Annotated in this window: 23 protein-coding genes; 9 read left to right on the top strand and 14 right to left on the bottom strand. The window is 62.8% G+C overall.

What is annotated here, in order from left to right; genetic code table 11:
* Positions 1 to 885 carry an ABC transporter substrate-binding protein gene (locus RA302_RS20030; protein ID WP_070161791.1) on the bottom strand — a complete coding sequence of 295 codons (885 nt, stop codon included), beginning with the start codon at positions 883 to 885 and terminating at the stop codon, positions 1 to 3.
* A 203-nt stretch (positions 886 to 1,088) separates the two neighbouring features.
* Here RA302_RS20030 and RA302_RS20035 point away from each other — a divergent pair, with 203 nt between their 5' ends.
* The 4 genes from RA302_RS20035 to RA302_RS20050 are packed head-to-tail and all read left to right on the top strand — an operon-like array spanning position 1,089 to position 4,551.
* Positions 1,089 to 2,027, top strand: a complete 939-nt coding sequence (locus RA302_RS20035; RefSeq protein WP_003945094.1) for an ABC transporter substrate-binding protein — start codon at positions 1,089 to 1,091, stop codon at positions 2,025 to 2,027.
* A 4-nt stretch (positions 2,028 to 2,031) separates the two neighbouring features.
* Complete coding sequence (locus RA302_RS20040; RefSeq protein WP_003945084.1) at positions 2,032 to 3,177, top strand: ATP-binding cassette domain-containing protein; 1,146 nt, start codon at positions 2,032 to 2,034, stop codon at positions 3,175 to 3,177.
* Between the two features lie 4 nt (positions 3,178 to 3,181).
* Complete coding sequence (locus RA302_RS20045; protein ID WP_007736121.1) at positions 3,182 to 3,865, top strand: ABC transporter permease subunit; 684 nt, start codon at positions 3,182 to 3,184, stop codon at positions 3,863 to 3,865.
* A complete protein-coding gene (locus tag RA302_RS20050) occupies positions 3,862 to 4,551 on the top strand; it encodes an ABC transporter permease (RefSeq protein ID WP_070161759.1) in 690 nt (229 codons plus the stop codon). The genes RA302_RS20045 and RA302_RS20050 overlap by 4 nt, the downstream gene beginning before the upstream one ends.
* A gap of 73 nt (positions 4,552 to 4,624) precedes the next feature.
* Here RA302_RS20050 and RA302_RS20055 read toward each other — a convergent pair whose 3' ends face one another.
* From RA302_RS20055 to RA302_RS20070, 4 genes are all read right to left on the bottom strand, one after another.
* Positions 4,625 to 5,818, bottom strand: coding sequence for an NADP-dependent malic enzyme (locus tag RA302_RS20055; protein WP_003945072.1), 1,194 nt, complete (start codon positions 5,816 to 5,818; stop codon positions 4,625 to 4,627).
* A gap of 420 nt (positions 5,819 to 6,238) precedes the next feature.
* On the bottom strand, positions 6,239 to 6,631 hold the full coding sequence (locus RA302_RS20060; RefSeq protein WP_007736120.1) for a hypothetical protein: 393 nt from the start codon (positions 6,629 to 6,631) through the stop codon (positions 6,239 to 6,241).
* A 3-nt stretch (positions 6,632 to 6,634) separates the two neighbouring features.
* On the bottom strand, positions 6,635 to 7,246 hold the full coding sequence (locus RA302_RS20065; protein ID WP_070161757.1) for a MarC family protein: 612 nt from the start codon (positions 7,244 to 7,246) through the stop codon (positions 6,635 to 6,637).
* Entirely contained in the window at positions 7,246 to 8,100 is an 855-nt protein-coding gene (locus RA302_RS20070) for a PHP domain-containing protein (RefSeq protein ID WP_058228127.1), read from the bottom strand. Before RA302_RS20070 ends, RA302_RS20065 begins: the two co-directional genes overlap by 1 nt.
* Positions 8,101 to 8,269: 169 nt before the next feature.
* Between RA302_RS20070 and RA302_RS20075 the strand changes: the two genes are divergently transcribed.
* Positions 8,270 to 9,340 (top strand): magnesium and cobalt transport protein CorA, encoded by a 1,071-nt coding sequence (locus RA302_RS20075; RefSeq protein ID WP_007736118.1) that lies wholly within the window; start codon positions 8,270 to 8,272, stop codon positions 9,338 to 9,340.
* 134 nt (positions 9,341 to 9,474) lie between these two features.
* Entirely contained in the window at positions 9,475 to 9,921 is a 447-nt protein-coding gene (locus RA302_RS20080) for an SRPBCC family protein (protein WP_007736117.1), read from the top strand.
* Positions 9,922 to 9,946: 25 nt separating this feature from the next.
* On the opposite strand, the gene RA302_RS20085 is transcribed toward RA302_RS20080, so the two are convergent.
* A complete protein-coding gene (locus RA302_RS20085; RefSeq protein ID WP_007736116.1) occupies positions 9,947 to 10,531 on the bottom strand; it encodes a suppressor of fused domain protein in 585 nt (194 codons plus the stop codon).
* Positions 10,532 to 10,602: 71 nt separating this feature from the next.
* Between RA302_RS20085 and RA302_RS20090 the strand changes: the two genes are divergently transcribed.
* Entirely contained in the window at positions 10,603 to 11,301 is a 699-nt protein-coding gene (locus RA302_RS20090) for a metallophosphoesterase (RefSeq protein ID WP_042450375.1), read from the top strand.
* Positions 11,291 to 12,154, top strand: a complete 864-nt coding sequence (locus RA302_RS20095) for a hypothetical protein (protein WP_003945080.1) — start codon at positions 11,291 to 11,293, stop codon at positions 12,152 to 12,154. The genes RA302_RS20090 and RA302_RS20095 overlap by 11 nt, the downstream gene beginning before the upstream one ends.
* On the opposite strand, the gene RA302_RS20100 is transcribed toward RA302_RS20095, so the two are convergent.
* Positions 12,147 to 13,253 carry a winged helix DNA-binding domain-containing protein gene (locus RA302_RS20100; RefSeq protein WP_042923369.1) on the bottom strand — a complete coding sequence of 369 codons (1,107 nt, stop codon included), beginning with the start codon at positions 13,251 to 13,253 and terminating at the stop codon, positions 12,147 to 12,149. The genes RA302_RS20095 and RA302_RS20100 overlap by 8 nt on opposite strands.
* Positions 13,254 to 13,263: 10 nt before the next feature.
* Entirely contained in the window at positions 13,264 to 14,529 is a 1,266-nt protein-coding gene (locus RA302_RS20105) for an ATP-binding protein (protein ID WP_064689343.1), read from the bottom strand.
* Between the two features lie 126 nt (positions 14,530 to 14,655).
* On the opposite strand from RA302_RS20105, the gene RA302_RS20110 reads away from it, so the two are divergent.
* A complete protein-coding gene (locus RA302_RS20110) occupies positions 14,656 to 14,892 on the top strand; it encodes a hypothetical protein (RefSeq protein WP_338477712.1) in 237 nt (78 codons plus the stop codon).
* A 3-nt stretch (positions 14,893 to 14,895) separates the two neighbouring features.
* Here the strand turns inward: RA302_RS20110 and ugpC are convergent, their stop codons facing one another.
* The 6 genes from ugpC to RA302_RS20140 all read right to left on the bottom strand — a co-directional run bounded on the left by ugpC (position 14,896) and on the right by RA302_RS20140 (position 20,993).
* Positions 14,896 to 16,065, bottom strand: coding sequence for a sn-glycerol-3-phosphate ABC transporter ATP-binding protein UgpC (gene ugpC / locus RA302_RS20115; RefSeq protein ID WP_003945069.1), 1,170 nt, complete (start codon positions 16,063 to 16,065; stop codon positions 14,896 to 14,898).
* 4 nt (positions 16,066 to 16,069) lie between these two features.
* Positions 16,070 to 16,900 carry a carbohydrate ABC transporter permease gene (locus RA302_RS20120; RefSeq protein WP_003945075.1) on the bottom strand — a complete coding sequence of 277 codons (831 nt, stop codon included), beginning with the start codon at positions 16,898 to 16,900 and terminating at the stop codon, positions 16,070 to 16,072.
* A gap of 1 nt (position 16,901) precedes the next feature.
* Entirely contained in the window at positions 16,902 to 17,783 is an 882-nt protein-coding gene (locus RA302_RS20125; protein WP_176742023.1) for a sugar ABC transporter permease, read from the bottom strand.
* An 80-nt stretch (positions 17,784 to 17,863) separates the two neighbouring features.
* Complete coding sequence (locus tag RA302_RS20130) at positions 17,864 to 19,201, bottom strand: ABC transporter substrate-binding protein (protein WP_037131899.1); 1,338 nt, start codon at positions 19,199 to 19,201, stop codon at positions 17,864 to 17,866.
* Positions 19,202 to 19,428: 227 nt separating this feature from the next.
* Positions 19,429 to 19,923, bottom strand: coding sequence for a general stress protein (locus tag RA302_RS20135; RefSeq protein ID WP_003945065.1), 495 nt, complete (start codon positions 19,921 to 19,923; stop codon positions 19,429 to 19,431).
* 107 nt (positions 19,924 to 20,030) lie between these two features.
* Entirely contained in the window at positions 20,031 to 20,993 is a 963-nt protein-coding gene (locus RA302_RS20140) for a CoA ester lyase (RefSeq protein WP_020908461.1), read from the bottom strand.
* Positions 20,994 to 21,063 lie beyond the last annotated feature (70 nt).

Raw genomic sequence — 21,063 nt, forward strand, 5'->3', positions numbered from 1 at the left:
TCACTGACGGGTGTCCCACCAGGTGCGGGCGACTTCCGAGGCTGACGCCTTGCCGGTCCGCACCTGCTCGATCATTGCGGCGAGATCGGTGGTGGACAGTTCACCGGCAACGACGCTGAGCGCCTTGACAGCCGAATCTCCCAGTGCGCCCGCTCGAAAGAGCGGAACGACATTCTGCGCAGCCAGAACGTGATTCGAATCAGCGAGCACTGTGACGGCATCGGATTGTGCCAACGCCGACAGCGTCGTGGTTCCGAATACTTGTGCACCGGGTACGTCTGCCGGCGTTGCCTGATCGACACCGGCGAAGACACACTCGGCGCCCTCGGCCAACTGTTCCACTGCCCCGTCCTCGACGAATCTCGCGGAGACGAGCGGCGTCGCCGCGGCACACGAAGGAGCAAAGGCTTCTATCGTCTTCGCTCCCAACGACTGTGCGTATCCGGTGTCGAGTGCGAGGACCGCATGATCTTCGGCCATCGCATAGTCGGAGACCGAAAGACCCTCCGGCAGAGAGCGACTCAAGGCTTCGAAGACGTCGTCGGCCTTGCGGGCCGGGGATGACGGGTCGTAGTGATCGAGCAGCGCGCCGGTGAACTCGGGCACCAAAGTGACTCGCGCTGCGTCCAGAGCCTCGAGTGATTGGTTTCGGCCACCACCCACCGATTCGACGCGAGCCGACAGGCCGGAGGAGGAGAGCACCGTCGAATACACCTCGGCCAACACCGAACTCTCCACCGATGCGTCAGCAGCCACCACGATCTGGTCACGAGACTCCGCTTCGGCACCCTCTACCACCGAATCACCGTTTGCGCATCCGCTGAGAATCGGCAGGACCATCAGTGCTGCAACAACAGTCGAATACTTCGTGCGTGTGCTCTTCACCGAAATCCTCACATTCAATCCCATGGATCGAAAACCGTGCCATGTCGGTACCTATCGTTACACTTGTCGGGCGATGCGCGGTAACCAGTCCTGACGCAGCCACTCGGTGGCGGCGCCGTCGAAGTCACTCGGGTGGCTTCGCCACAAGGGAATGGTTTCCGACGCCCGAAACACGGGACGCCCGAAAAACCGGAAGGACGCTCATGCGCACCTCACGATTTCGTTCCAACCGTTGGCTCGTAGCCGCGGCAACCGTTGTCTCTCTGACTGCACTGACAGCGTGCGGTAGCAGTGACGGTGACTCCAACAGCGATCCCAACGCGATCGTCGTCGGCTCCGCCAACTTCACCGAATCCGAGACGATCGCCAACATCTACGCCGAAGCACTGCGTGTCAACGGGTTCGATGTGTCCACGTCGTTCAACGTCGGCAGCCGCGAGGCGTACATTCCGGCACTCAAGGACGGGTCCATCAGTGTCATTCCGGATTACACGGGAAATCTCCTGCAGTACTTGGATCCCGACAGCACGGCCACCAGCTCCGCTGACGTCCTCGCTGCTCTTCCCGCAGCTCTCGGGTCGGAATTGGCAATTGCGACGCCTGCATCCGCCGAGGACAAGGACGCCGTCGTCGTCACGAAGGAAACCGCTGACAAGTGGAACCTGAAGACGATCGCCGATCTGGCTCCGCATTCCGCCGAGGTCAAGTTCGGTGCTCCGGCCGAGTTCCAGGAACGTCCAGCCGGATTGCCCGGTTTGAAGTCCAATTACGGCCTCGACATCTCGGCAGCCAACTTCGTTCCGATCGCCGACGGCGGCGGACCGGCAACCGTGAAGGCTCTCTCCTCCGGTGACATCACCGCGGCAAACATCTTCACGACGTCGGCCTCCATCCCGGAGAACAACTTCGTGGTTCTCGAAGACCCGAAGAACAATTTCCCGGCTCAGAACGTGGTGCCGGTGCTGCGCGCGTCGAAGTCTTCCGACAAGTTGAAGACAGTCCTCGATGCGGTGTCCGCCAAGCTCACCACCGAAGAGTTGTTGGCACTCAACGTCCAGGTGTCCGGCGACACCAAGACGGAGCCGGCAGCGGCGGCCAAGGCGTGGGTGACGGCGCAGGGCCTCGACAAGCCGGTCTCGTAGTCACGTGATCACCTTCGAGGGCGTCACCAAGCAGTATCCGGACGGCACCACCGCCGTCGACCGTCTCGATCTCACCATCGAGGCCGAGTCGTTCACGGTGTTCGTGGGGCCGTCCGGATGCGGCAAGACGACGTCGATGCGCATGATCAACCGGATGATCACACCGACGTCGGGCAAGATCTTCGTCGACGGTCGTGACATCGCCCAGACCGACGCGGTGAAACTGCGTCTCGGTATCGGGTACGTCATCCAGAACGCCGGCCTGCTTCCGCACCGCACCGTGATCGACAACGTCGCAACGGTTCCGGTGCTGCGCGGTGAGTCCCGCCGCGCCGCCCGTAAAGCCGCGTTGGGTGTGCTCGAACGAGTCGGTCTGGACATCTCACTTGCCACCCGCTACCCCGGGCAACTCTCGGGTGGGCAGCAACAACGTGTGGGAGTTGCGCGTGCATTGGCGGCCGATCCGCCGATCCTGTTGATGGACGAGCCGTTCAGCGCCGTCGACCCCGTCGTGCGTGAGGATCTGCAGACCGAAATGCTCCGTCTGCAAAGCGAACTGAAGAAGACGATCGTCTTTGTCACCCACGACATCGACGAGGCAGTCAAACTCGGTGATCACATTGCCGTCTTCGGTCCCGGCGGGCGGCTTCAGCAGGTGGCGGCACCTCGCGACGTGTTGGCCGCTCCGGCAACGGATTTTGTCGCCGGATTCGTCGGACGCGATCGCGGCTATCGGGGATTGTCGTTCCGCGCTGCCGACGAGGTTCCGTTGCACCCTGTACGCACGGCCGTCGAGAACGAATTGAAGGCTCTACGTCTCGAATTGGGCGAATGGGTTCTCGTGGTCACGGACAACGGAACTCCGCAGGGATGGATCGACGTGACCGGCGTCGAAGGCCTGCGCTCGGGACGAACCCTTGCTCAGTCGACGTCTGCCGGTGGTTCGCTGTTCTCCCCCGGCGGCGATCTCCGCCAAGCACTCGATGCGGCAATCTCGTCGCCTTCCGGTATCGGCGTTGCCGTCGACGGCGAGGGCGCGGTCATCGGCGGGATCCTCGGTTCCGAAGTCGTTGCGAAATTGGCAGATCAGCGTCGACGCGAGGACGAGGAACGCAACCGCGTCGCCTTCACCGAGGGATTCGGGTCGTAGCGGCATGCGCTGGCTCATCGACAATTTCTCGACGGTCGTGGATTACTCGAAGACCCATCTGTATCTGGCACTGCTTCCTTTGCTGATCGGTCTCCTGATTGCCGTTCCGGTCGGAACAGCGATCCGCAACGTCAGATGGCTGCGCCGAATCACGTTGACCCTGGCGAGCATTGCGTTCACGATTCCGTCGCTCGCGCTGTTCGTCACCATCCCCCAGTTGTTCGGACTCAAGACCCTTGATCCTCTCAACGTCGTGATCGCACTCAGCGTGTATGCGACGGCACTGCTCATCCGGGCAGTACCCGAAGCACTCGACTCGGTGCCGGACAACGTCATCGACGCCTCCACCGCCGTCGGTTTCACACCGCTACGACGCGCTCTGACGGTCGAGTTGCCATTGGCGCTGCCGGTGATGATCGCGAACATCAGAGTTATTGCCGTTACCAATATTTCGCTGGTGTCAGTCGGATCTCTGATCGGAATCGGCGGGCTTGGAGTCCTGTTCAAACAAGGCTACGACCGCGACTATCCCGACCAGATCGTTGCGGGCATCATCGCGATCGTCGTGCTGGCACTGGCGCTCGATCTGATCCTGTATCTGATCGGCCGATTCCTGACCCCGTGGACCAGAACGTCGACCTCGTCGAAGGTTCCCGCCGTCCTGTCAGCCGAGGGGGAACCCGTATGAGCATCTTCACCGGGGCCTGGGACTTCATCGTCGATCCCGGAAATTGGAGCGGCGACACCGGAATCGGCACCCGCATCCTCCAGCACCTCTGGTACAGCGTTCTGGCCGTGGCACTTTCGGCTGTGATCGCGGTGCCCATCGGATTACTCATCGGCCATCTGCGTCGCGGTGAGATCGTGGTCGTCAGTCTGGTCAACGCACTGCGGTCACTGCCCACTCTCGGCCTGCTGACCTTCCTCGTTCTTCTCATGGGTCTGGGAGTGATGCCGCCGATTCTCGCCCTCGTCATTCTTGGTATTCCCCCACTACTCGCCGGCACGTACGCCGGAATCGCCAGCGTCGACCGCGGCGTCGTCGAGGCCGCACGGGCGATGGGTATGACCGAACTCCAAGTGCTCTTCCGCGTCGAGATACCCAATGCGCTGCCATTGATTCTCGGCGGACTGCGTAACGCGACACTGCAGGTGATTGCCACGGCAACGGTCGCCGCCTACGTCAACCTCGGCGGCCTCGGCCGGTACATCTTCGACGGTCTCGCGCTCTACAAGTACGACCGAGTGGTCGTCGGCGCAATCCTGGTCGCGGTTGTGGCTCTCGTCGTGGACGGCTTACTGGCGCTGGTGGTCTGGGCATCGGCTCCCGGGACCGGCAGGCTGCGCCGAACACCCGACCTCACTCGTCTGTAGCTCTCGGTACACACGAAAAAGCCCCGATCGGAACCTTGTTTGCGGGTTCCGATCGGGGCTTTCGTAGTCCCTCTTAGCTGGTCACGCCCTCAGCATGCGCTGCGGCCGCGACGGCTTCCGCTACTGCGGGTGCCACGCGAGGGTCGAGTGGGCTGGGGACGATTTTGTCCGCCGCCAACTCGTCGCCGACCACCGACAGGATTGCCTCGGCGGCAGCGAGCTTCATACCTTCGGTGATGCGACGGGCGCCGGCGTCGAGCGCGCCCTTGAAGACACCGGGGAAGGCAAGAACGTTGTTGATCTGGTTCGGGAAATCACTACGGCCCGTCGCCACGATCGCCGCGTACTTCGACGCGGTTTCGGGGTGAATCTCCGGGTCCGGGTTGGAGAGTGCGAACACGATCGACTCGGGAGCCATCGAAGCGATGAGCTCCTCGGGGATCTTGCCCGCCGAGACACCGAGGAACACGTCAGCACCTTCGAGAGCCTCGATGGCACCACCATGCAGGTCACGGGGATTGGTGCGGGCCGCGAGTTCTGCCTTCACGTCGTTGAGGTCGCTGCGCTCACCCGAGATGATGCCCTTCGAGTCCAGCACGATGACGTCGCTGATTCCGGCGGCAAGCAGGATGTTCGCGCAGGCAACACCCGCAGCGCCGGCGCCGGAGATGACGACCTTGAGTGTGGTGATGTCGCGGCTCTGGACCTTCACGGCGCCCTTGAGTGCCGCGAGGACCACGATGGCGGTTCCGTGCTGATCGTCGTGCATGACGGGGCAGTCGAGAGCTTCGATGACGCGCTTCTCGATCTCGAAGCAACGCGGCGCCGAGATGTCCTCGAGGTTGACCGCGCCGAAGCTCGGACGCAGTCGGATGAGTGTCTCGACGATCTCGTCGGGATCCTTGGTGTCGAGAACCAGCGGAATGGAGTTCAGTCCGGCGAAGTTCTTGAACAGTGCCGACTTGCCCTCCATGACGGGCAGCGACGCGCGAGGGCCGATGTCGCCGAGTCCGAGAACCGCGGTGCCGTCGCTGACCACGACGACGAGTCGGTTGGTCCACGTGTATCGATCGGCAAGGGTTTCGTCTGCAGCGATGGCGCGGCTCACCTGAGCAACACCCGGCGTGTAGGCGATCGAGAGGGCCCGCTGCGTATCGAGCGGTGCTGTGGTCTCGACCGAGAGCTTGCCACCGACGTGAGCGGCAAAGATTTCTTCGTCGGTCAACTCGACCTTGGGTACGTTGATGGCTTCAGTCACGAGGGACACGATGACACTCCTGATTAGTCCAGCCTCAAGCGGGGCTGGGTTACTGGGAAGTAATCCTTCGGACCGCTGCGAAACTACGTTCACAACGGTCAGAGATCATTTCTTCCGCGAACGACTACTGAGAAGAAGAGCATTCGGCGTGCGCGAGAAAGTGGGCCGCAATACATCCGAAGCGTCATGGTGTGGGGCGGGTGAGCCCTGGCGTATCCATGCAATCTAGGTTTCGGGAGAAATTCTGACGAAACCTGCACTTCGGGGCCGGGCTGTGGCGCCGCCTCGAAGTAACTCCAGTTTGCCACCAGAGTCGGATCACAATCAAATCCTCCAAGCGGTCGGATTCCTCATCACACTCGAACCCGAACCGTCATCCCCACCGTGTCATCCCCACCCAGTCATCCCCACCGTGTCATCCCCACCCAGTCATCCCCACCACTGCGTCACCAACAACAGCCCCGCCACCACGAGCACGACCACCGATCCGGCAACCGCCGCGATACCCCGCCTGCGGTCGCACCAGATCTGCGCGGCGAGAGCAACCACCGAGGCCGCAATGTGCGCGGTGATCGACGTTGTTCCCGGACCCGGGAATCCGCGGTTGCCGCCCAGATATGCCGAACCGATGATCACGAGTGTCAAGACCACGATTCCGGCCGCCACGGTGCCACTCAGGGCGCGTAGAGCGCGGACCAGCAGCCATTGTCGTTTGTCGGCGGGATAGTCGTAATCGTCTTCGTACTGATAGTCCTGATATTCCTGGTACTGGTAGTCGTCCTCGTACCTGTCGTTCCGGTCGTACCTGTCGTCGTATGTCATCTCTTACGCTCCCGCGACGAATCCGCGGACTGATTCCGCAATGAGTTGAACCGCGATGGCGGCGAGCAGAAGACCGGCGATGCGTGCCAGCAGACTGATGCCACCCTCGCCCAGTATCCGGATCAGTGCGGTCGAGAAGCGCAGGACCACGAACAGCACGAGGTGGATGGACAGAATCGCCAACGCGATCGCCAGATACGACGCCGCTTCACCGTCGGCCTGGGCGACAAAGACGATGACGGCCGCTATCGCACCGGGACCGGCCATCATCGGCGTTCCCAGAGGAACGAGTGCGACGTTGACGTCGTCGGCTCCCTGCGGACGGTTGGAGGCCTTGCCGGTCAGCAGTTCGAGTGCGATGAGAAGCAGCAGCAATCCGCCGGCGCCCTGCAACGCCGGAATGCCGATGTGGAGGTAGTTGAGGATCGCCTGACCGCCGATGGCAAAGACCGAGATGACCGCCAGGGAGACGGCGGGGGCCTGCCATGCCGCTCGATTGCGATCTTCACGAACTTTACGTCCGACGAGTGACAAGAACACCGGGATGACTCCGGGCGGGTCCATGATCACGAACAGCGTGATGAACACGGTGAGGTAGAGCGTGGTGTCGAGCATCAGCGCCCCAGTACCTCCACGCCGGTGGCAGCCGAGACGAGTTTGTCGAACTCGGCTTCGTCCGTGAGCTCGTCGCCGAGTCCGATCGTCTTGTTCTCGCCGTGGTAGTCAGAGGATCCGGTGACTGCCAAACCGAGGTCGACAGCCAGGCGGCGCAGGACGTCACGATCGTCGCTGCGATGGTCCGGGTGATCGACTTCGAGACCCCCGAGACCCAGATCGGCCAGATCGCGGATGTGGTCGAGCGCAAGCAATCCGCCGCGCGAACGGGCCCGTCCATGCGCCAGGACGGTCACTCCCCCGGCGGCTGCCACCAGTTCGACGGCGTACTCGAGCGGAGTGTCGTACTTGGGGACGTCGTATCGTCCTCGACTGGACAACAGGTCGGAGAAAGCCTCACTGATGCTCGACACCACTCCCGCTCGCATCAGGGCCGCTGCGACGTGCGGGCGTCCGACGGACGGACCGGCGTCAGCCAAGATCTGATCGGGATCGACGGGCAGACCGTCACGCGCCATCATGGTCGTCATCACCCGGATACGTTCGACGCGTTCGGCGCGCAGTCGCTCACGTTCTTTTGCGAATTCGGGGTGCGTCGGATCGAACAGGTACGCCAGAAGATGTACAGCGACCGGCCAACCACGCTCACCTCGACCTTCGCACGACATCTCCATCCCACGAACCAGGCTGACGCCGGCCGGCAAGGCCTGCGCCGCCTCGGCCCAGCCCGAAGTCGTGTCGTGATCGGTGATGGCGACGACGTCGAGTCCGGCGTCGCCTGCGGCGCGCATGAGGGCAGCCGGGGTGTCGGTGCCGTCCGATGCGTTGGAGTGGGTGTGAAGATCTATTCGCACTGTTCCAGTGTGTCAGCAATCGGCAACTTCATCGCGCTCCGGTGGGCGAGCCGGAAGCTGACGTACGATTACGCCGCAGCGGCAGCGCAATTCGATCAGGTGTCGCTGTAGTGCCGTTCCCCTGCCGTTCCACTGCATTACAGACCGAGAAGGAGCGAGCGTGCCAACCATGCCGTCACTGCCGAATTGGTCGAACGGCAAATCGACGCAAGCCGATGCGCCCAAGATCCCCGTTCCGGCAGCCCGCGCGATCGTCGACTGCGCGGTCTACGTGGACGGCGTGCGGTTGCCGGGCAAGTACACGCACCGCGCTGCGTTGGCCGAGGTTCGTAGTCGCGACAACGCGTTCGTCTGGGTGGGCATGCACGCTCCCGACGAAGGTCAGATGCAAGATGTCGCAGCAACTTTCGGACTCCACGAGCTGATGGTCGAGGATGCTGTCCATGCACACGAGCGCCCGAAACTCGAACGCTACGACGACGTCATGTTCCTGGTGCTGCGCACGGTCGTCTACGTACCGCACGAGTCCGTCGCGACGGCGAGCGAGATCGTCGAAACCGGCGAGATCATGGTGTTCGTCGGCCCCGACTTCGTGGTGACCGTCCGGCACGGGGATCACTCCGAACTGGCAAGCGTGCGCAAGTCACTCGAGCAGAACCCCGAGCGCCTCACCATGGGCCCGTTCGCGGTGTTGCACGCGATCACCGACCACGTCGTCGACAGCTATCTCTCCGTCATCCAACTCGTCGAACAGGACGTCGACAGCATGGAAGAGTTGGTGTTCAACCCGCGGAACACCGTTGCCGTCGAGCACATCTACCTGCTCAAACGTGAAATCGTCGAACTACGACGCTCGGTCACTCCACTCGGATTGCCACTGCTCCAGCTGACCCAGCCCGCGGGCGGCCTCGTCCCGAAGGAGATCCGGCGATACTTCCGTGACGTACGAGATCACCACACGATCGTGGCCGAACGTATCTCGGAATACGACGAGGTGTTGAGTTCGCTGGTCGACGCCGCACTCGCGAAGATCGCGGTGCAGCAAAACACCGACATGCGCAAGATCTCCGCGTGGGTCGCTATCGCCGCCGTGCCGACCGGCGTTGCCGGTATCTACGGGATGAACTTCGAGAACATGCCGGAACTCGGTTACAAGTACGGCTATCAGTCCATCCTGTTCCTCATCGCTTCGGTGTGTGTCGGCTTGTTCTTTCTCTTCCGTCGCAACAACTGGCTGTGAACCTCGCACGCTGACTCCCTGTACTTGCCACCGTCGCAGGCGGACAATGGATATGGGTACGCATTTTCATTCCGTTCCCGAAATCCATTTTGCGACAAGCAAATTCAGATCCAAGGAGAAGTGGAGGAGCAACCATGCCTACAGTCGAGCAATCCGTGGAGATCGCGTTGCCACCCAAGGACGTCTGGGAGTACATCGCCGTCGCCGAGAACTGGCCCAACTGGGAGAATTCGATGGTCGAGTGCAAACAGATCACCGACGGCCCGATGGGCGTGGGAAGCCGCTGGCACGGTGTCTCGCGAATCCTGGGCAAGCGTCTCGAGTGGACATCCGAATTCACCGAGTACGACCCACCGAGATCGTCGAAATCGACGTCCGTCGAAAGTCCGGTCAGCTTCTCGCAGACCACGACCTGCGAAGAAGTCGGTGACGGCACTCGGGTCACCTACCGACTCGACAGCGAAAGCGGCCTGGGAGGAGTATTCGGCAAGATGGCCGACCCGATCGTCACGAAAGCATTTTCACGGACGGTTCGGGTAAGTCTCGAGAACTTGGCGGACATCCTCGTGCACGCCGAATGATCTGACGGACAAAGCGCCAGCGCAGCTAGAGCGAGGCAGCGGAACGGTGCGGATCGCGGATGTCGATCCCCGCCTCGGTCCACGCTTCCCTCAGTGCCTCCGCGCCGCGCAGACGCACCCAGGCGGCTTCGGTACCGGTCAGGGGGACCACACCAAGGAAGCGCACCGGGTCGAACGGCTCCGGCAGCGTCAGGTCTTCGATCCCGCTGTCACCGAGAAGCACCGCCGTGAACGCAGTGTCCTTCCACAGCGGCTCGCCCAGGTCCAACAGTGCGTCCTCGAGCAGCACGACGCCTTCGACGGACGGCGCCGCGGCCAGCACCGCGAGCGTCCTGGCCACACCTGACGCCACACCGGTGCCACCGCGCAGCGTGAGTACCAACTCGGCGCGGGGTCCGCGCGTGGGGTCTGCGACCAGTTCGTTGGGGTCGCCCATCGGATGACGCGAGCACCCCAGTGTGACGTAGCGGACCAGGCCGTCGGGTGATTCGAAACGCAGCACGTCCAGCGGTTCGACACCGAGGAACGTCACTGAGGCCGCGGTGGGGTCCGGCCCCTCGATGCTGCTGACGAGATGGGCCCGGACGGAAGATACGACGCTGTCTGACACTCGTCCATCTAAACACCGTGCCCGCGAGGTTCGCAGCGCAGATACCTCGCGGTGGCGGTAGCGTCGTCGAAATGGTCTCCGTTCTCGCTGTCAGCGACGAGACCGTCGAATTCCTGTGGAGCAGTCAGGTTCGTTCACTCGGAGTCGACGTGATCCTGGGCGCGGGCGATCTGCCGTTTGCGTATCTGGAGTACCTGTCTGACCAACTGAATGCGCCTTGCGTGTTCGTTCCCGGAAACCACGACGCCGATCTGTCCGGATATTCGAACAAGAGATCGGGTTGGACGCGGGCCGGGATGCCTGCGCAGTGGCCAGGGCCTACCGGCGCAGTCAACGCCGACGGACGCATCGTGACCGTCGCCGGTCTGCGGATCGCGGGCCTCGGTGGTTCCATCCGATACAACACGGGTCCCAATCAGTGGTCCGAGCGCCAGCAGAGCCGACGCGCTCGCTCGCTCGCCTGGCGAAACGCCTGGCAATCGCGGCTTCCCGGCGGCCGGGCGGGCGTGGATGTGCTGCTCACCCACAGTCCCGCCCGCGGTGTCGGCGACGCCGAGGATCGGCCACATCGAGGGTTCGAATGCTTCACGCCTTTGATTCACAACCTCGATCCGACGGTGATGGTCCACGGACACATCCACCCGCACGGGCGAACCCCTCTCGATCTGGAGGTAGGCCGGACTATCGTGCTCAATACCGTCGGCTTCACGCTGATGGAGATTTCCCCAGGTACTCCGCCGACGATCGTGAGGCGCCGACATGGCTCGTGACACCGGATTTCCCACAGCCGACGCGGAAAACGACTTCGCTCGTCAGCGTCGACGTGCCGACGTTGCCCGTCTGGTCAGTTGGCTACGACGCGAACCCGACGACGTCAACGCGATCCTGCCGTTCGACGAGGTTGTCGCAGCTCTGGGCAAGGTCGGCGAGAAGTCTCTGGGGCTGCAGGTCGTCACCATCGAATCAATAGTCGGAAGTGTCGACCGCACAGGTGATTTCGACAGGTACTTCCGTCCGACGTCCACTCACTCGCGCGCTCGTTGGGAGCGACTTGCGGTGGCGCAACGACGCGGCGAATCGGTACCACCTGTTCAGTTGTATCGCGTCGGCTCCATGCATTTCGTGATCGACGGGCACCACCGAGTGTCCATTGCGTGTGCGATGCACCAGAAGACAATCGACGCGTACGTCACCGAGATCATCACGCGTATCTCGCCGGAAGGCATCACTCAGCGCGCTGATCTGCTCATCAAGGATCATCGTCGACTCTTCCTCACCCGCGTTCCGCTGCAGGGTTCACAACGCGAAGCCGTCCAGGTCACCGACCCGTGGGAGTACGCCGAACTCAGTGAGTGTGTGGAGGCGTGGGGTTTTCGGCTCATGCAGGAAAAGGGTGAGTTCCTCGGCCGAGACACCGTCGCCCGCCGCTGGTTCGGTGAGGAGTTTCTGCCCGTCGTGCGAATGCTGCGGGGCGCCGACATGTTGCCCGAGCACACCGACGCCGAGGCCTACTTGTGGATCGCCCGGGAGCGGTACCGACTGGTGCGGCGGCACATGTGGAACGACGAGATCGTGGCCGAACTACGCGATCGAGCACCGCGAAAGCACAAGCCCGCTACGTAGCGACAGCGAACCGCACCTCTCGGTTCGGGATCTTCGGGTGCATGAATTTCAGCAACGCACGCGCTTCCTTCTCGATGGATGCGAGCGCGGTCTTCGGTTGCTGCGCAAACAGAGTCGCGCCCAATTCGACCGTCTCCTTGTCCGGCGTCACCGTCGCGAATCCCACCACCTTTCCGCGCACCAGGATGGCGGGCTTGATGATGCCGTTGACGGTGAAGACACGAGTTCGGTACTGCTCGTCCATGATTCGCGAGCGGTCGGCGTGCGAGAGCAGGATGTTGTCGAACGGAGCAAGGATTCTGACCGGCGGTGTTCCGGAGGTCGGTCGTGGCGCGTCCGGCAGGTCGAACACCTCGGCCCCTTTCGCGTTGACAAAGGTGATCAAGCCGGGACGTAGCCTCTCGAAGACTTCGGCGAGTCTCGTGAGCCCTGACCACGCTTGGGCATCTTTCACACTCGCGGGCCCGAAGGCCGCCAGATAACGAAGCACCATCGCATCCGGATCCGGCGATGAACTCACTTCCGTGCCAAGCCAATTCTCCAAGGTCGTCAGTGCCGGTACTCCGGATCGTCCCCACAGGCCTCGCGGTGGGACCTGCACCATCGGCAGAAGTCCTCGAACGCCGTGCGCCAGCCCCTCGGCCGCGTGGCCGGGAAAGCGCTCTGCCAGTAACGGTCTCATCTGCATCTGAGTGAGCGGCCCGTCCGCTATCAATTCGCGTCCCACCCGCGCCAGCGCGTCGAGATCCAACCCGGTGAGCGCAGCACGCTGAGTGCTGTTGGTGTGGAGATCGCGTTCCATGATCGTCTGAACCGTGGCCCGGAAGGGACCCGCATCCGCGGCCGAAAGAGCAAAGACCGTGCCCCGCATGGCAACAAGCCGCACCACCTGGCGCTTCTCGACAAGGGTGGAGAGGTCTTCTGCCGCAAAGTTCTTCAGCCGCGCCCACAGCGCCAGGTAGGGCGGGTTCGGCGCCTGGGCCTGCAGACCTGCCAGGTGCTCGATCGCATCCAACGCACTGACCTCGGCCCTCCGCAGCAGGAACTGCCGCGCCAGAGTCGCCAGGTTGAGCTCGCGATCGGTGATCAGTGCAGCCATCGACAACTCCTCAACGATCGTGGTCAGTGGCGGTGACGATCTCGAACGGTATCTCGACTCGCGCGAGGGTTCCGGACTCTTCACCCGGTCCGACCGAGAACGAGCCACCCGCGGCAACCACACGCAGTTCGTGCGAGAGCAGTCCGATGTGCCCGGCAGCCCGTCGTTCGGCAATCCGATCGGCGCTGATCCCCCGACCGTCGTCGGAGACCACGAGCACCGCACGGTGGTCCAGTCGTGCAAGCTCGATCCGGACGTTCTGCGCGCCGGCATGTTTGACGACGTTGCCCAGAAGCTCTCGGGTGGCGCCGAACAAGACTTCGTCCGCGGACGTGCGTAGATCGTCGTTCCAGCCCGAAGTGTCGACGTCGACCACCACTCCGCCGCGTCCCTGCGCCGAGCGCGCGAGGTCCCCGATCGCGCGGGCAAGGCCCACGTGGACGAGAACTGTGGGATGCAGTTCCGAGACGGACGATCTCAACAGCGTGGTCGCTTCACCGAGCGCTTTTCCGGCTCGCGCCAAAGCGACAGGCTCCGCACTGTCTGCCAATTCGTCGAGATCCATCCGCGCGGCGAGAACGTACTGGAGCGCCCCGTCGTGCAACTGCTCGGACAGTTCCGTGCGCTCTCGCTGCTCGAGCCCCATGAGTTCGGCCAGAAGGCTGGTTCGATGCCCGACGAGTTGTCCGATGGTCAACACGCGTGATCTTTGAATCCGAGTCAGTCCGATTGCGCCTGCGCCCACTCCGGCCAAGGCCATGGTGCTCAGCAGGATCGACGGCCACGGCTCGGAGTTCGAGGTCATCGTTGCCCAGCTGGAAACGAAGAACACCCCGATCGTGCAGGCAACGACGCCGACACACACGTCCGTCCGCAGTTGCGTACACGCCAGAACCGGAATGACGAAGAGCCCGTTGCTCAAGATGTCGGCGGTCCAACTCTGCTCGGCTGCGAGACCGGTCAGCAATGTCAGAGTTGCGAGCACGGCGAGGTCGACGAACAAGCCGAGCCAGATCATCGTCACCGGGCCGGTGCCACCTTTGCGGATCCACAGCGCCACGGCTGCCGACCAGAGGGCATAGGCGCCCAGAATCGCGAAACACCATCCCGCGTCGTTCATCGGCGGGACGAAGATCAGTGTCAGGGCGATGAACAGCACCAGAGCGCCGCGCACCGTCAGTTGGAGGTACGCACCGCGGTAGGCGTGTTCGCGCAAGATCCGCTCGAGGTCCGGGCCGCCGGGCAGGTGCTCGGTTCGTACCGAGGATTCGTTCATCTGTCCTCCTGTGCCGCCCATCCCAGTTCCCTGTGAATGAGCTTCGCACACGAGATTTCACAATCAACCCGCAATACCGTGAATGGCACAGCATTCACCGAACCTCGAAACCACGCAGGAGTGCTCATGATCTCGACCCGAGCAAGCAAGCGCCGCATCGCCACTCGATTTGCCGTCGCCGGCGCCCTGGCAGCGGCGCCGATCGCCGTGGTGGCCGGGACAGCGCAAGCCGCCCCGGCCTCCACCCATCACGAACAATTCGGCCGCCTGGTCCCCCTACCCGAACCGGCCGACGCAGCGCCCGGCCCCGAACAGATACCGCTCCCCTGGGGCGCGACGTATTCGGTCACCTTGCCCGGGTAAAGGTCACAGCAGCAGATTGGCTCCCGTACCGCCGTCGAACACTGCGATCTTGGCGGGATCGAACCAGAGATCGACAGACCTGCCCTGGGCCACCGTGGACTCGGACGAGAGCCTGGCAACCAGTTGACCGCCACCAGCGACGGCCGTTCCCGAATCGGCAGCGAGTTCCTCGAGTTCACGAGAGTTGACGGCGGGGCCACCAGCGAGGAAATACGCGTACTTGTCCGAACCCATCGATTCCAGCACGTCGACGTCGACGGTGAACGTCCCGCCGTGCGGCTTCTGCGCTGCATCGACCAGCGCCACGTCCTCGAAATGCTCCGGTCTGATACCGACCACCACGTCCTTGCCCGAACCGCTGCCCGAGATCTTCGACTGCGCCGCCGCGGGCAGGCGAACATCGCCGATCGGCGTGCTCACACCGTCGGCCGTCAACTGTCCGGGGAAGAAGTTCATGGACGGGGACCCGATGAATCCCGCCACGAACAGATTGTTCGGACGATCGTAGAGTTCCTGCGGCGCACCGATCTGTTGCACGATTCCGCCGCGCAGCACGACTACCCGATCGCCGAGCGTCATCGCCTCGGTCTGGTCGTGGGTCACGTAAATCGTTGTCGTACCGAGTCGCTGCTGCAGACGGGCGATCTCCGTCCTCATCTGCACGCGCAGTTTGGCGTCCAGGTTGGAAAGCGGCTCGTCCATGAGAAACGCCTTCGGGCTGCGCACGATTGCGCGTCCCATCGCGACACGCTGACGCTGACCGCCCGACAGGTTCGCCGGTTTGCGATCGAGATGCTGGGTGAGGTCGAGGACCCGCGCAGCGTCGTCGACCTTGGCGTTGATCTCGTCCTTGGACATCTTCGCCAATGTCAGTGGGAAAGCGATGTTCTGACGCACCGTCATGTGCGGATACAGCGCATACGACTGGAACACCATCGCGATGTCGCGGTCCTTGGGGGCGCGTTCGTTGACGCGTTCACCCGCGATCCGCAACTCACCGGTCGAAATGTCTTCCAGCCCGGCAATCATGTTGAGAGTCGTGGATTTTCCACAACCGGACGGGCCCACGAGAATGATGAATTCTCCGTCGGCGATGGTGATGTCGACATCACTGACCGCCTTGGCTCCGTCCGGGTACAGCTTGGTCACCTTGTCCAGCACGATCTCGGCCACAGGCTTATCCCTTCACTGCGCCGGAAGTAAGCCCGGCCACGATACGACGTTGGAAGAACAGAACAAAGATGATGATCGGAATGGTGATGACCATTGCGGCCGCGGCGATGGACCCGGTGGGCTCCTCGAATTGTGAAGCGCCGGTGAAGTTCGCGATGGCCGCAGGGGCGGTGATGGAGCGTTCGGTCGACGTCAACGAGATCGCGAACAACAGATCGTTCCAGCAGAAGATGAAAACCAAGATGCCCGCAGTGACGATGCCGGGCGCGGCCAGTGGAGCCACCACCTTCCGGAACGCCTGCCCCGGCGTCGCGCCGTCCATCTGAGCCGCCTTTTCGAGTTCCCAAGGAATCTCTTTGAAGAACGCGGAGAGCGTGTAGATCGCCAACGGCAACGCAAAGGTGATGTACGGCAGGATGAGTCCGGCCCAGGTGTCGAAGAGTCCGAGCCGTCGTTCGATGTCGAACAGCGGGCTCACCAATGAAATCTGCGGGAACATCGCGATCAGCAGGGCAACAGCCACCAGCAGCTTCTTGCCCGGAAAATCCAGGCGCGCAATCGCGTAAGCAGCCATGGTTCCGATCACCACGGCGATGACCGTCGAGATGAGTCCGATGCCGATGGAGTTGATCAGAGCACTGGTGAAGGCGCTGGTGTCGAAGATTCCTCGGTAGTTGTCCAGGGTCCACTTCTCCGGAATGAACTTGCCGTCCTTGATGGTTCCGGCGGGCTTGAAGGACAGGCTCGCAATCCACAGGACGGGAACCAACGCGTACAGCAAGACCAGAAGGTTGACGACGGACCAGCTGATCTTGAGTCTGGGAGTCACGGTCATGTCAGCGTCCTTCCGTATCGGATCCGGGAGCCGAAGCACCGAAAAGTTTGATGAAGATGAACGCGATCACTGCCACACACACGAAGATCAGCACGCTGATCGCGGATCCGATACCCAAGTTGAATGCCTTGAACAGATTGTCGTAACCCAGAATCGACACCGACCCGGTGTCGTTCGCTCCCTTCGTCAGCACGTAGATGTTGTCGAAGATGCGGAACGCGTCGAGTGTGCGGAACAGCAGAGCGACGAGGATGGCGGGCTTCATCAGCGGAAGGATGATGCGTACCAACCGGGTCCACGCGCCGGCGCCGTCCACCTGAGCCGCCTTGAGCAGGTCGTCGGGCACGAGCGCCAGGCCAGCGAGCAGGAGCAGCGCCATGAACGGCGTCGTCTTCCACACCTCGGCAAGGATGATGATCGCGAGCGACGGGATCTGGTCGGTGAGCGGCGCACTGCCGTCGGGCAGGAGATTGGCGAGGTAGCCGGTCCCCGGCGTCCACGCGTAGTACCAGCTGTATGCCGCCGCGACGGTGACGATGCCGTACGGGATGAGCACAACGGTGCGGACGAGCCCCTTACCCACGATCGTTCGGTGCATCACCAGTGCGATGGTCAGTCCGAGAACGAACTCGATGACGACCGAGACGACAGTGATCGACGTCGTCACCGCGAACGCTTGCCACCAGTAACCGTCGGTCAGCACCGACACGTAGTTGTCGAACCACACGAACTTTCGTTGATCCGGGAAGCGCAGGTCGTAGCGCTGCAAACTCAGCCAAACGGCGTAGACCACCGGATATGCGGTCACCGCGATCATGAGAATCGCGGCCGGGGCCACCAGCCAGAGACCGAGGCGACGCTCGGCCGCCTTTCCGTCCGACATCTTCGACTTCGCGGAGTGCTTCGGCTCCGGCGATGCCGTCGCGACTGTTGGTGCAGCTCCCGAATTTTCGCTGTCGATCGTCACGGAATCAGCCCCTCGGAATTGACTGCCTTGCGCACCTGCTCGGCAAGATCGTTCACGGTCGATTCCGGATCGATGTTTCCCACAGGGTTCAGCGTGGCAGTGATGAGCGTCGAAATACTCTGATAGGCAGGAGAAACCGGACGAACCGAAGCGGTGTCCAGGCTGTCGCGAACCTCACGCCACGCCGGGTACGCCTCCTGGAACGCCGGGTCGTCGTACAGGCTCTCGAGAGTCGGCGGAACGCCACCGGCTACCGCGTTGTTGCGCTGATTCTCCTCGTTACGCAGACAGGTGAGCGCCTCGAACGCGAGGTCCGGATGCTGGCTGGTCTTGGCCACCGCCACGTTGAAGCCGCCGATCGTGACCTCGGCCGGCTTACCCTCGATCACCGAGGGATACGGAGCGGCAAGGAAATTCCGTTCTCCGTTCACCGTGAGCACCGTGTTTCCGGTGTTCTCACTGGTGACGTTGCCCTTGTCGTCGATGTACGGCAGATCGCCCTTCTCGGCATTCTCCATGATGCCGGGAAGCACGAACGGCCAGTTGACCTGGAAGGCAGATTTGCCGCTCTCCATACCCAGTCGCGACGACGCTTCATCCCCCTGCGAGATCGAGGGATCCGCACCCTTGGCGGTAGCGACGCGCTTCATGACGGTCAGCGCCTGCTGGGCAGCATCACCGTCGGCCACCGTCACGGTTGTTCCGTCCGGCCCCACCACCGATCCGCCGGCACTGGCGAGAAGGGTGTTGAACCAGACCATCAATCCTTCGTACTGCTTGCCCTGCACACCGATCCAGCTGGGGCGCCCCTCCGCGGCCAGGCCTTCGGAGATGTCGATCATCTGATCCCAGGTCTGGGGTGGTTGCCCGTCCGGCATCAAATCCTTTCGATACCAGAGCAATTGGGTGTTGGTGTTCAATGGCGCCGCATAGAGCTGGTCCTGCCACTTCGCCGACTCCAGCGGACCCTCGAGCGTCCCGTTGCTGACCTCGGCCGCCACGTCGTCAGGAAGCGGCAATGCCCATCCCGCTTCGGCGAATTCGGCAGTCCACACCACGTCGAGCGTCATCAGATCGAGTGACTTGTCATTGCCGGTCAGACGCCGGGCCAACTGAAGTCGCTGGTCGTCGGCACCCTTGGGCAGAGTTTTCTGCTCGACCCGGTACGCGCCGTTCGACGCCGCCGAACAATTCGCGGCGGCCTCCGCATACTGCTCGGCGCCGTCGGCAGCGGTGTAGAAGGACAGCACCACGCCGTCGTCATTGTCCGATCCGCACGCACTGAGCAAGGGCGCCAACAACAATGTTGCCGCGCCGAGCAGCCCCGCCCGCAATTTCTTCTTCTGCCCCGCCCGCGATCTCTTGTTCTGCACAGCCGTCCTCCTCGGGCGGCGAGACGGCGCAGTCGTTACGGCTGGCCGACGCGCCACACATCGGCACTTTTGCCGGAGAAGGGACCTATTTCCTTGTCCGGCAAACGGTCACGGGAAGCGAGTACTACCTCGCCCGCGTGTACATAAAGTAACCGAGATCACACAAGTTGGCAGCCCGAGCGAGAATGTCAGATGGCGAGCTTGGCGAGCAGGTCGCGCGCCGACTCCGCCGTCTTGGGCTCACACAGTACGTCGTAACGTCCGGCGACCAACTGCATCGTCGAGGCGAAGTCCCGCTGCCCACGCGTCGCGGCGTACGGAATCGTCGTGGAGATGACACCGAAGATGATGCCGCCCACGATGCCCGCGATCAGCGGAGCGAGGAAACCACCGGTGACGATTCCGAGCACCAGGCCGAAGAAGACACCGAGCCAAGCACCGGAGACGATGCCGCCACCGATCACCTTGGCCCACGTCAACCGACCGAGAACTCGCTCGACCTGCATCAGGTTCACGCCGACGATCGTGACGTCCTGAACCGGGAATTCCTGATCGGAGAGGTAATCGACTGCGCGCTGCGCCTCGGCGTAGGTGGGGTACGACCCGATGGGCCATCCCGAAGGCGGTGTCGGCAACGCTCCACGGCGCGACCCATTCGACGATTGACCGAGCGGATTGGACATGGCTGGCTGCGCTCCTCTTTTCGGGCACGTCATCCACGCGGATGACGCAAGTACATCTACCCCCTATTGTGCCCTTTACAGACCTGATTCGTTCGGCTATGCGAGCGTCAGGCGTGTTCGGGCGGCGTGAATTCCGAGGTGCGCGTCATCCCCGCGGCGCGGCCCTTGGCCGAAATCACCAGTGCCATCTTGCGACTCGCCTCGTCGATCATCTCGTCGCCGAGCATGACGGCGCCCCGCCCTCCCCCGGCAGCCGAGGTGTGGAACGCGTACGCGTCCAAGATGAGTTCCGCACGGTCGTAGTCGGATTGGCGCGGACTGAACACCTCGTTGGCCGCCTCGATCTGCGTGGGGTGCAGAACCCACTTGCCGTCGAAACCGAGCGCTGCCGTTCGCGCAGCCGACCGAGTGAAAGCCTCGACGTCGCGGATCTGCAGGTACGGCCCGTCGATGGCCTGGACGCCGTGCGCCCGCGCGGCCATCAAGATGGTCATCAGGATGTGGTGATACGCGTCACCGCGGTCGTAGCCGTCCGGTTGCTCACCGACGACCAGAGTTCGCATGTTCAAGCTCGCCATGAAGTCGGCCGGGCCGAACACGAGCGCCTCGACGCGGGGACTCGCGGTGGCGATCGCGTCGATGTTGGTCAAGCCGATCGCGTTCTCGATCTGCGGTTCGATCCCGATCTTGCCGACCTCGAGACCGTTGGCCTTCTCGACCTGCGTCAACAACAAATCGAGCGCCTGGACGTGACTCGCATCGGGAACCTTGGGCAGCAGAATGGCGTCCAGATGCGCTCCGGCGCGGCCCACCACCTCCACGACGTCGGCATACGTCCATTCGGTGGTCCAGTCGTTGACCCGGACGACCTTGACCTGTTTGCCCCACCCGTCCTCGGCCAACGCGTCGCCGATCGACTCCCTGGCCGCCTGCTTCGCCAGCGGCGCCACCGCATCTTCGAGGTCGAGAAAGATCTCGTCGGCGGGCAATCCCTTCGCCTTGTCGATCATCTTCCGACTGCTGCCGGGAACTGCCAATACCGATCGACGGGAACGGTTGCGTGAAGTCATTGCGGACTGCCCTTCTCGATTTTCGGTGGCGCCGTTGCAGATTTTGACGCTGGACGAATTAGCCTTGCAA

The sequence above is a fragment of the Rhodococcus sp. DN22 genome, from assembly GCF_036669995.1.
GTDB lineage: Bacteria > Actinomycetota > Actinomycetes > Mycobacteriales > Mycobacteriaceae > Rhodococcus_F > Rhodococcus_F erythropolis.

Excerpts from the sequence above, each read along its gene's own strand:
- RA302_RS20035 (WP_003945094.1), top strand. The coding sequence starts at position 1,089 with ATGCGCACCTCACGATTTCGTTCCAACCGTTGGCTCGTAGCCGCGGCA.
- RA302_RS20045 (WP_007736121.1), top strand. The coding sequence starts at position 3,182 with ATGCGCTGGCTCATCGACAATTTCTCGACGGTCGTGGATTACTCGAAG.
- RA302_RS20050 (WP_070161759.1), top strand. The coding sequence starts at position 3,862 with ATGAGCATCTTCACCGGGGCCTGGGACTTCATCGTCGATCCCGGAAAT.
- RA302_RS20060 (WP_007736120.1), bottom strand. The coding sequence starts at position 6,631 with ATGACATACGACGACAGGTACGACCGGAACGACAGGTACGAGGACGAC.
- RA302_RS20065 (WP_070161757.1), bottom strand. The coding sequence starts at position 7,246 with ATGCTCGACACCACGCTCTACCTCACCGTGTTCATCACGCTGTTCGTG.
- RA302_RS20075 (WP_007736118.1), top strand. The coding sequence starts at position 8,270 with ATGCCGTCACTGCCGAATTGGTCGAACGGCAAATCGACGCAAGCCGAT.
- RA302_RS20080 (WP_007736117.1), top strand. The coding sequence starts at position 9,475 with ATGCCTACAGTCGAGCAATCCGTGGAGATCGCGTTGCCACCCAAGGAC.
- RA302_RS20090 (WP_042450375.1), top strand. The coding sequence starts at position 10,603 with ATGGTCTCCGTTCTCGCTGTCAGCGACGAGACCGTCGAATTCCTGTGG.
- RA302_RS20095 (WP_003945080.1), top strand. The coding sequence starts at position 11,291 with ATGGCTCGTGACACCGGATTTCCCACAGCCGACGCGGAAAACGACTTC.
- RA302_RS20100 (WP_042923369.1), bottom strand. The coding sequence starts at position 13,253 with ATGGCTGCACTGATCACCGATCGCGAGCTCAACCTGGCGACTCTGGCG.
- RA302_RS20105 (WP_064689343.1), bottom strand. The coding sequence starts at position 14,529 with ATGAACGAATCCTCGGTACGAACCGAGCACCTGCCCGGCGGCCCGGAC.
- RA302_RS20110 (WP_338477712.1), top strand. The coding sequence starts at position 14,656 with ATGATCTCGACCCGAGCAAGCAAGCGCCGCATCGCCACTCGATTTGCC.
- RA302_RS20120 (WP_003945075.1), bottom strand. The coding sequence starts at position 16,900 with ATGACCGTGACTCCCAGACTCAAGATCAGCTGGTCCGTCGTCAACCTT.
- RA302_RS20125 (WP_176742023.1), bottom strand. The coding sequence starts at position 17,783 with ATGTCGGACGGAAAGGCGGCCGAGCGTCGCCTCGGTCTCTGGCTGGTG.
- RA302_RS20135 (WP_003945065.1), bottom strand. The coding sequence starts at position 19,923 with ATGTCCAATCCGCTCGGTCAATCGTCGAATGGGTCGCGCCGTGGAGCG.
- RA302_RS20140 (WP_020908461.1), bottom strand. The coding sequence starts at position 20,993 with ATGACTTCACGCAACCGTTCCCGTCGATCGGTATTGGCAGTTCCCGGC.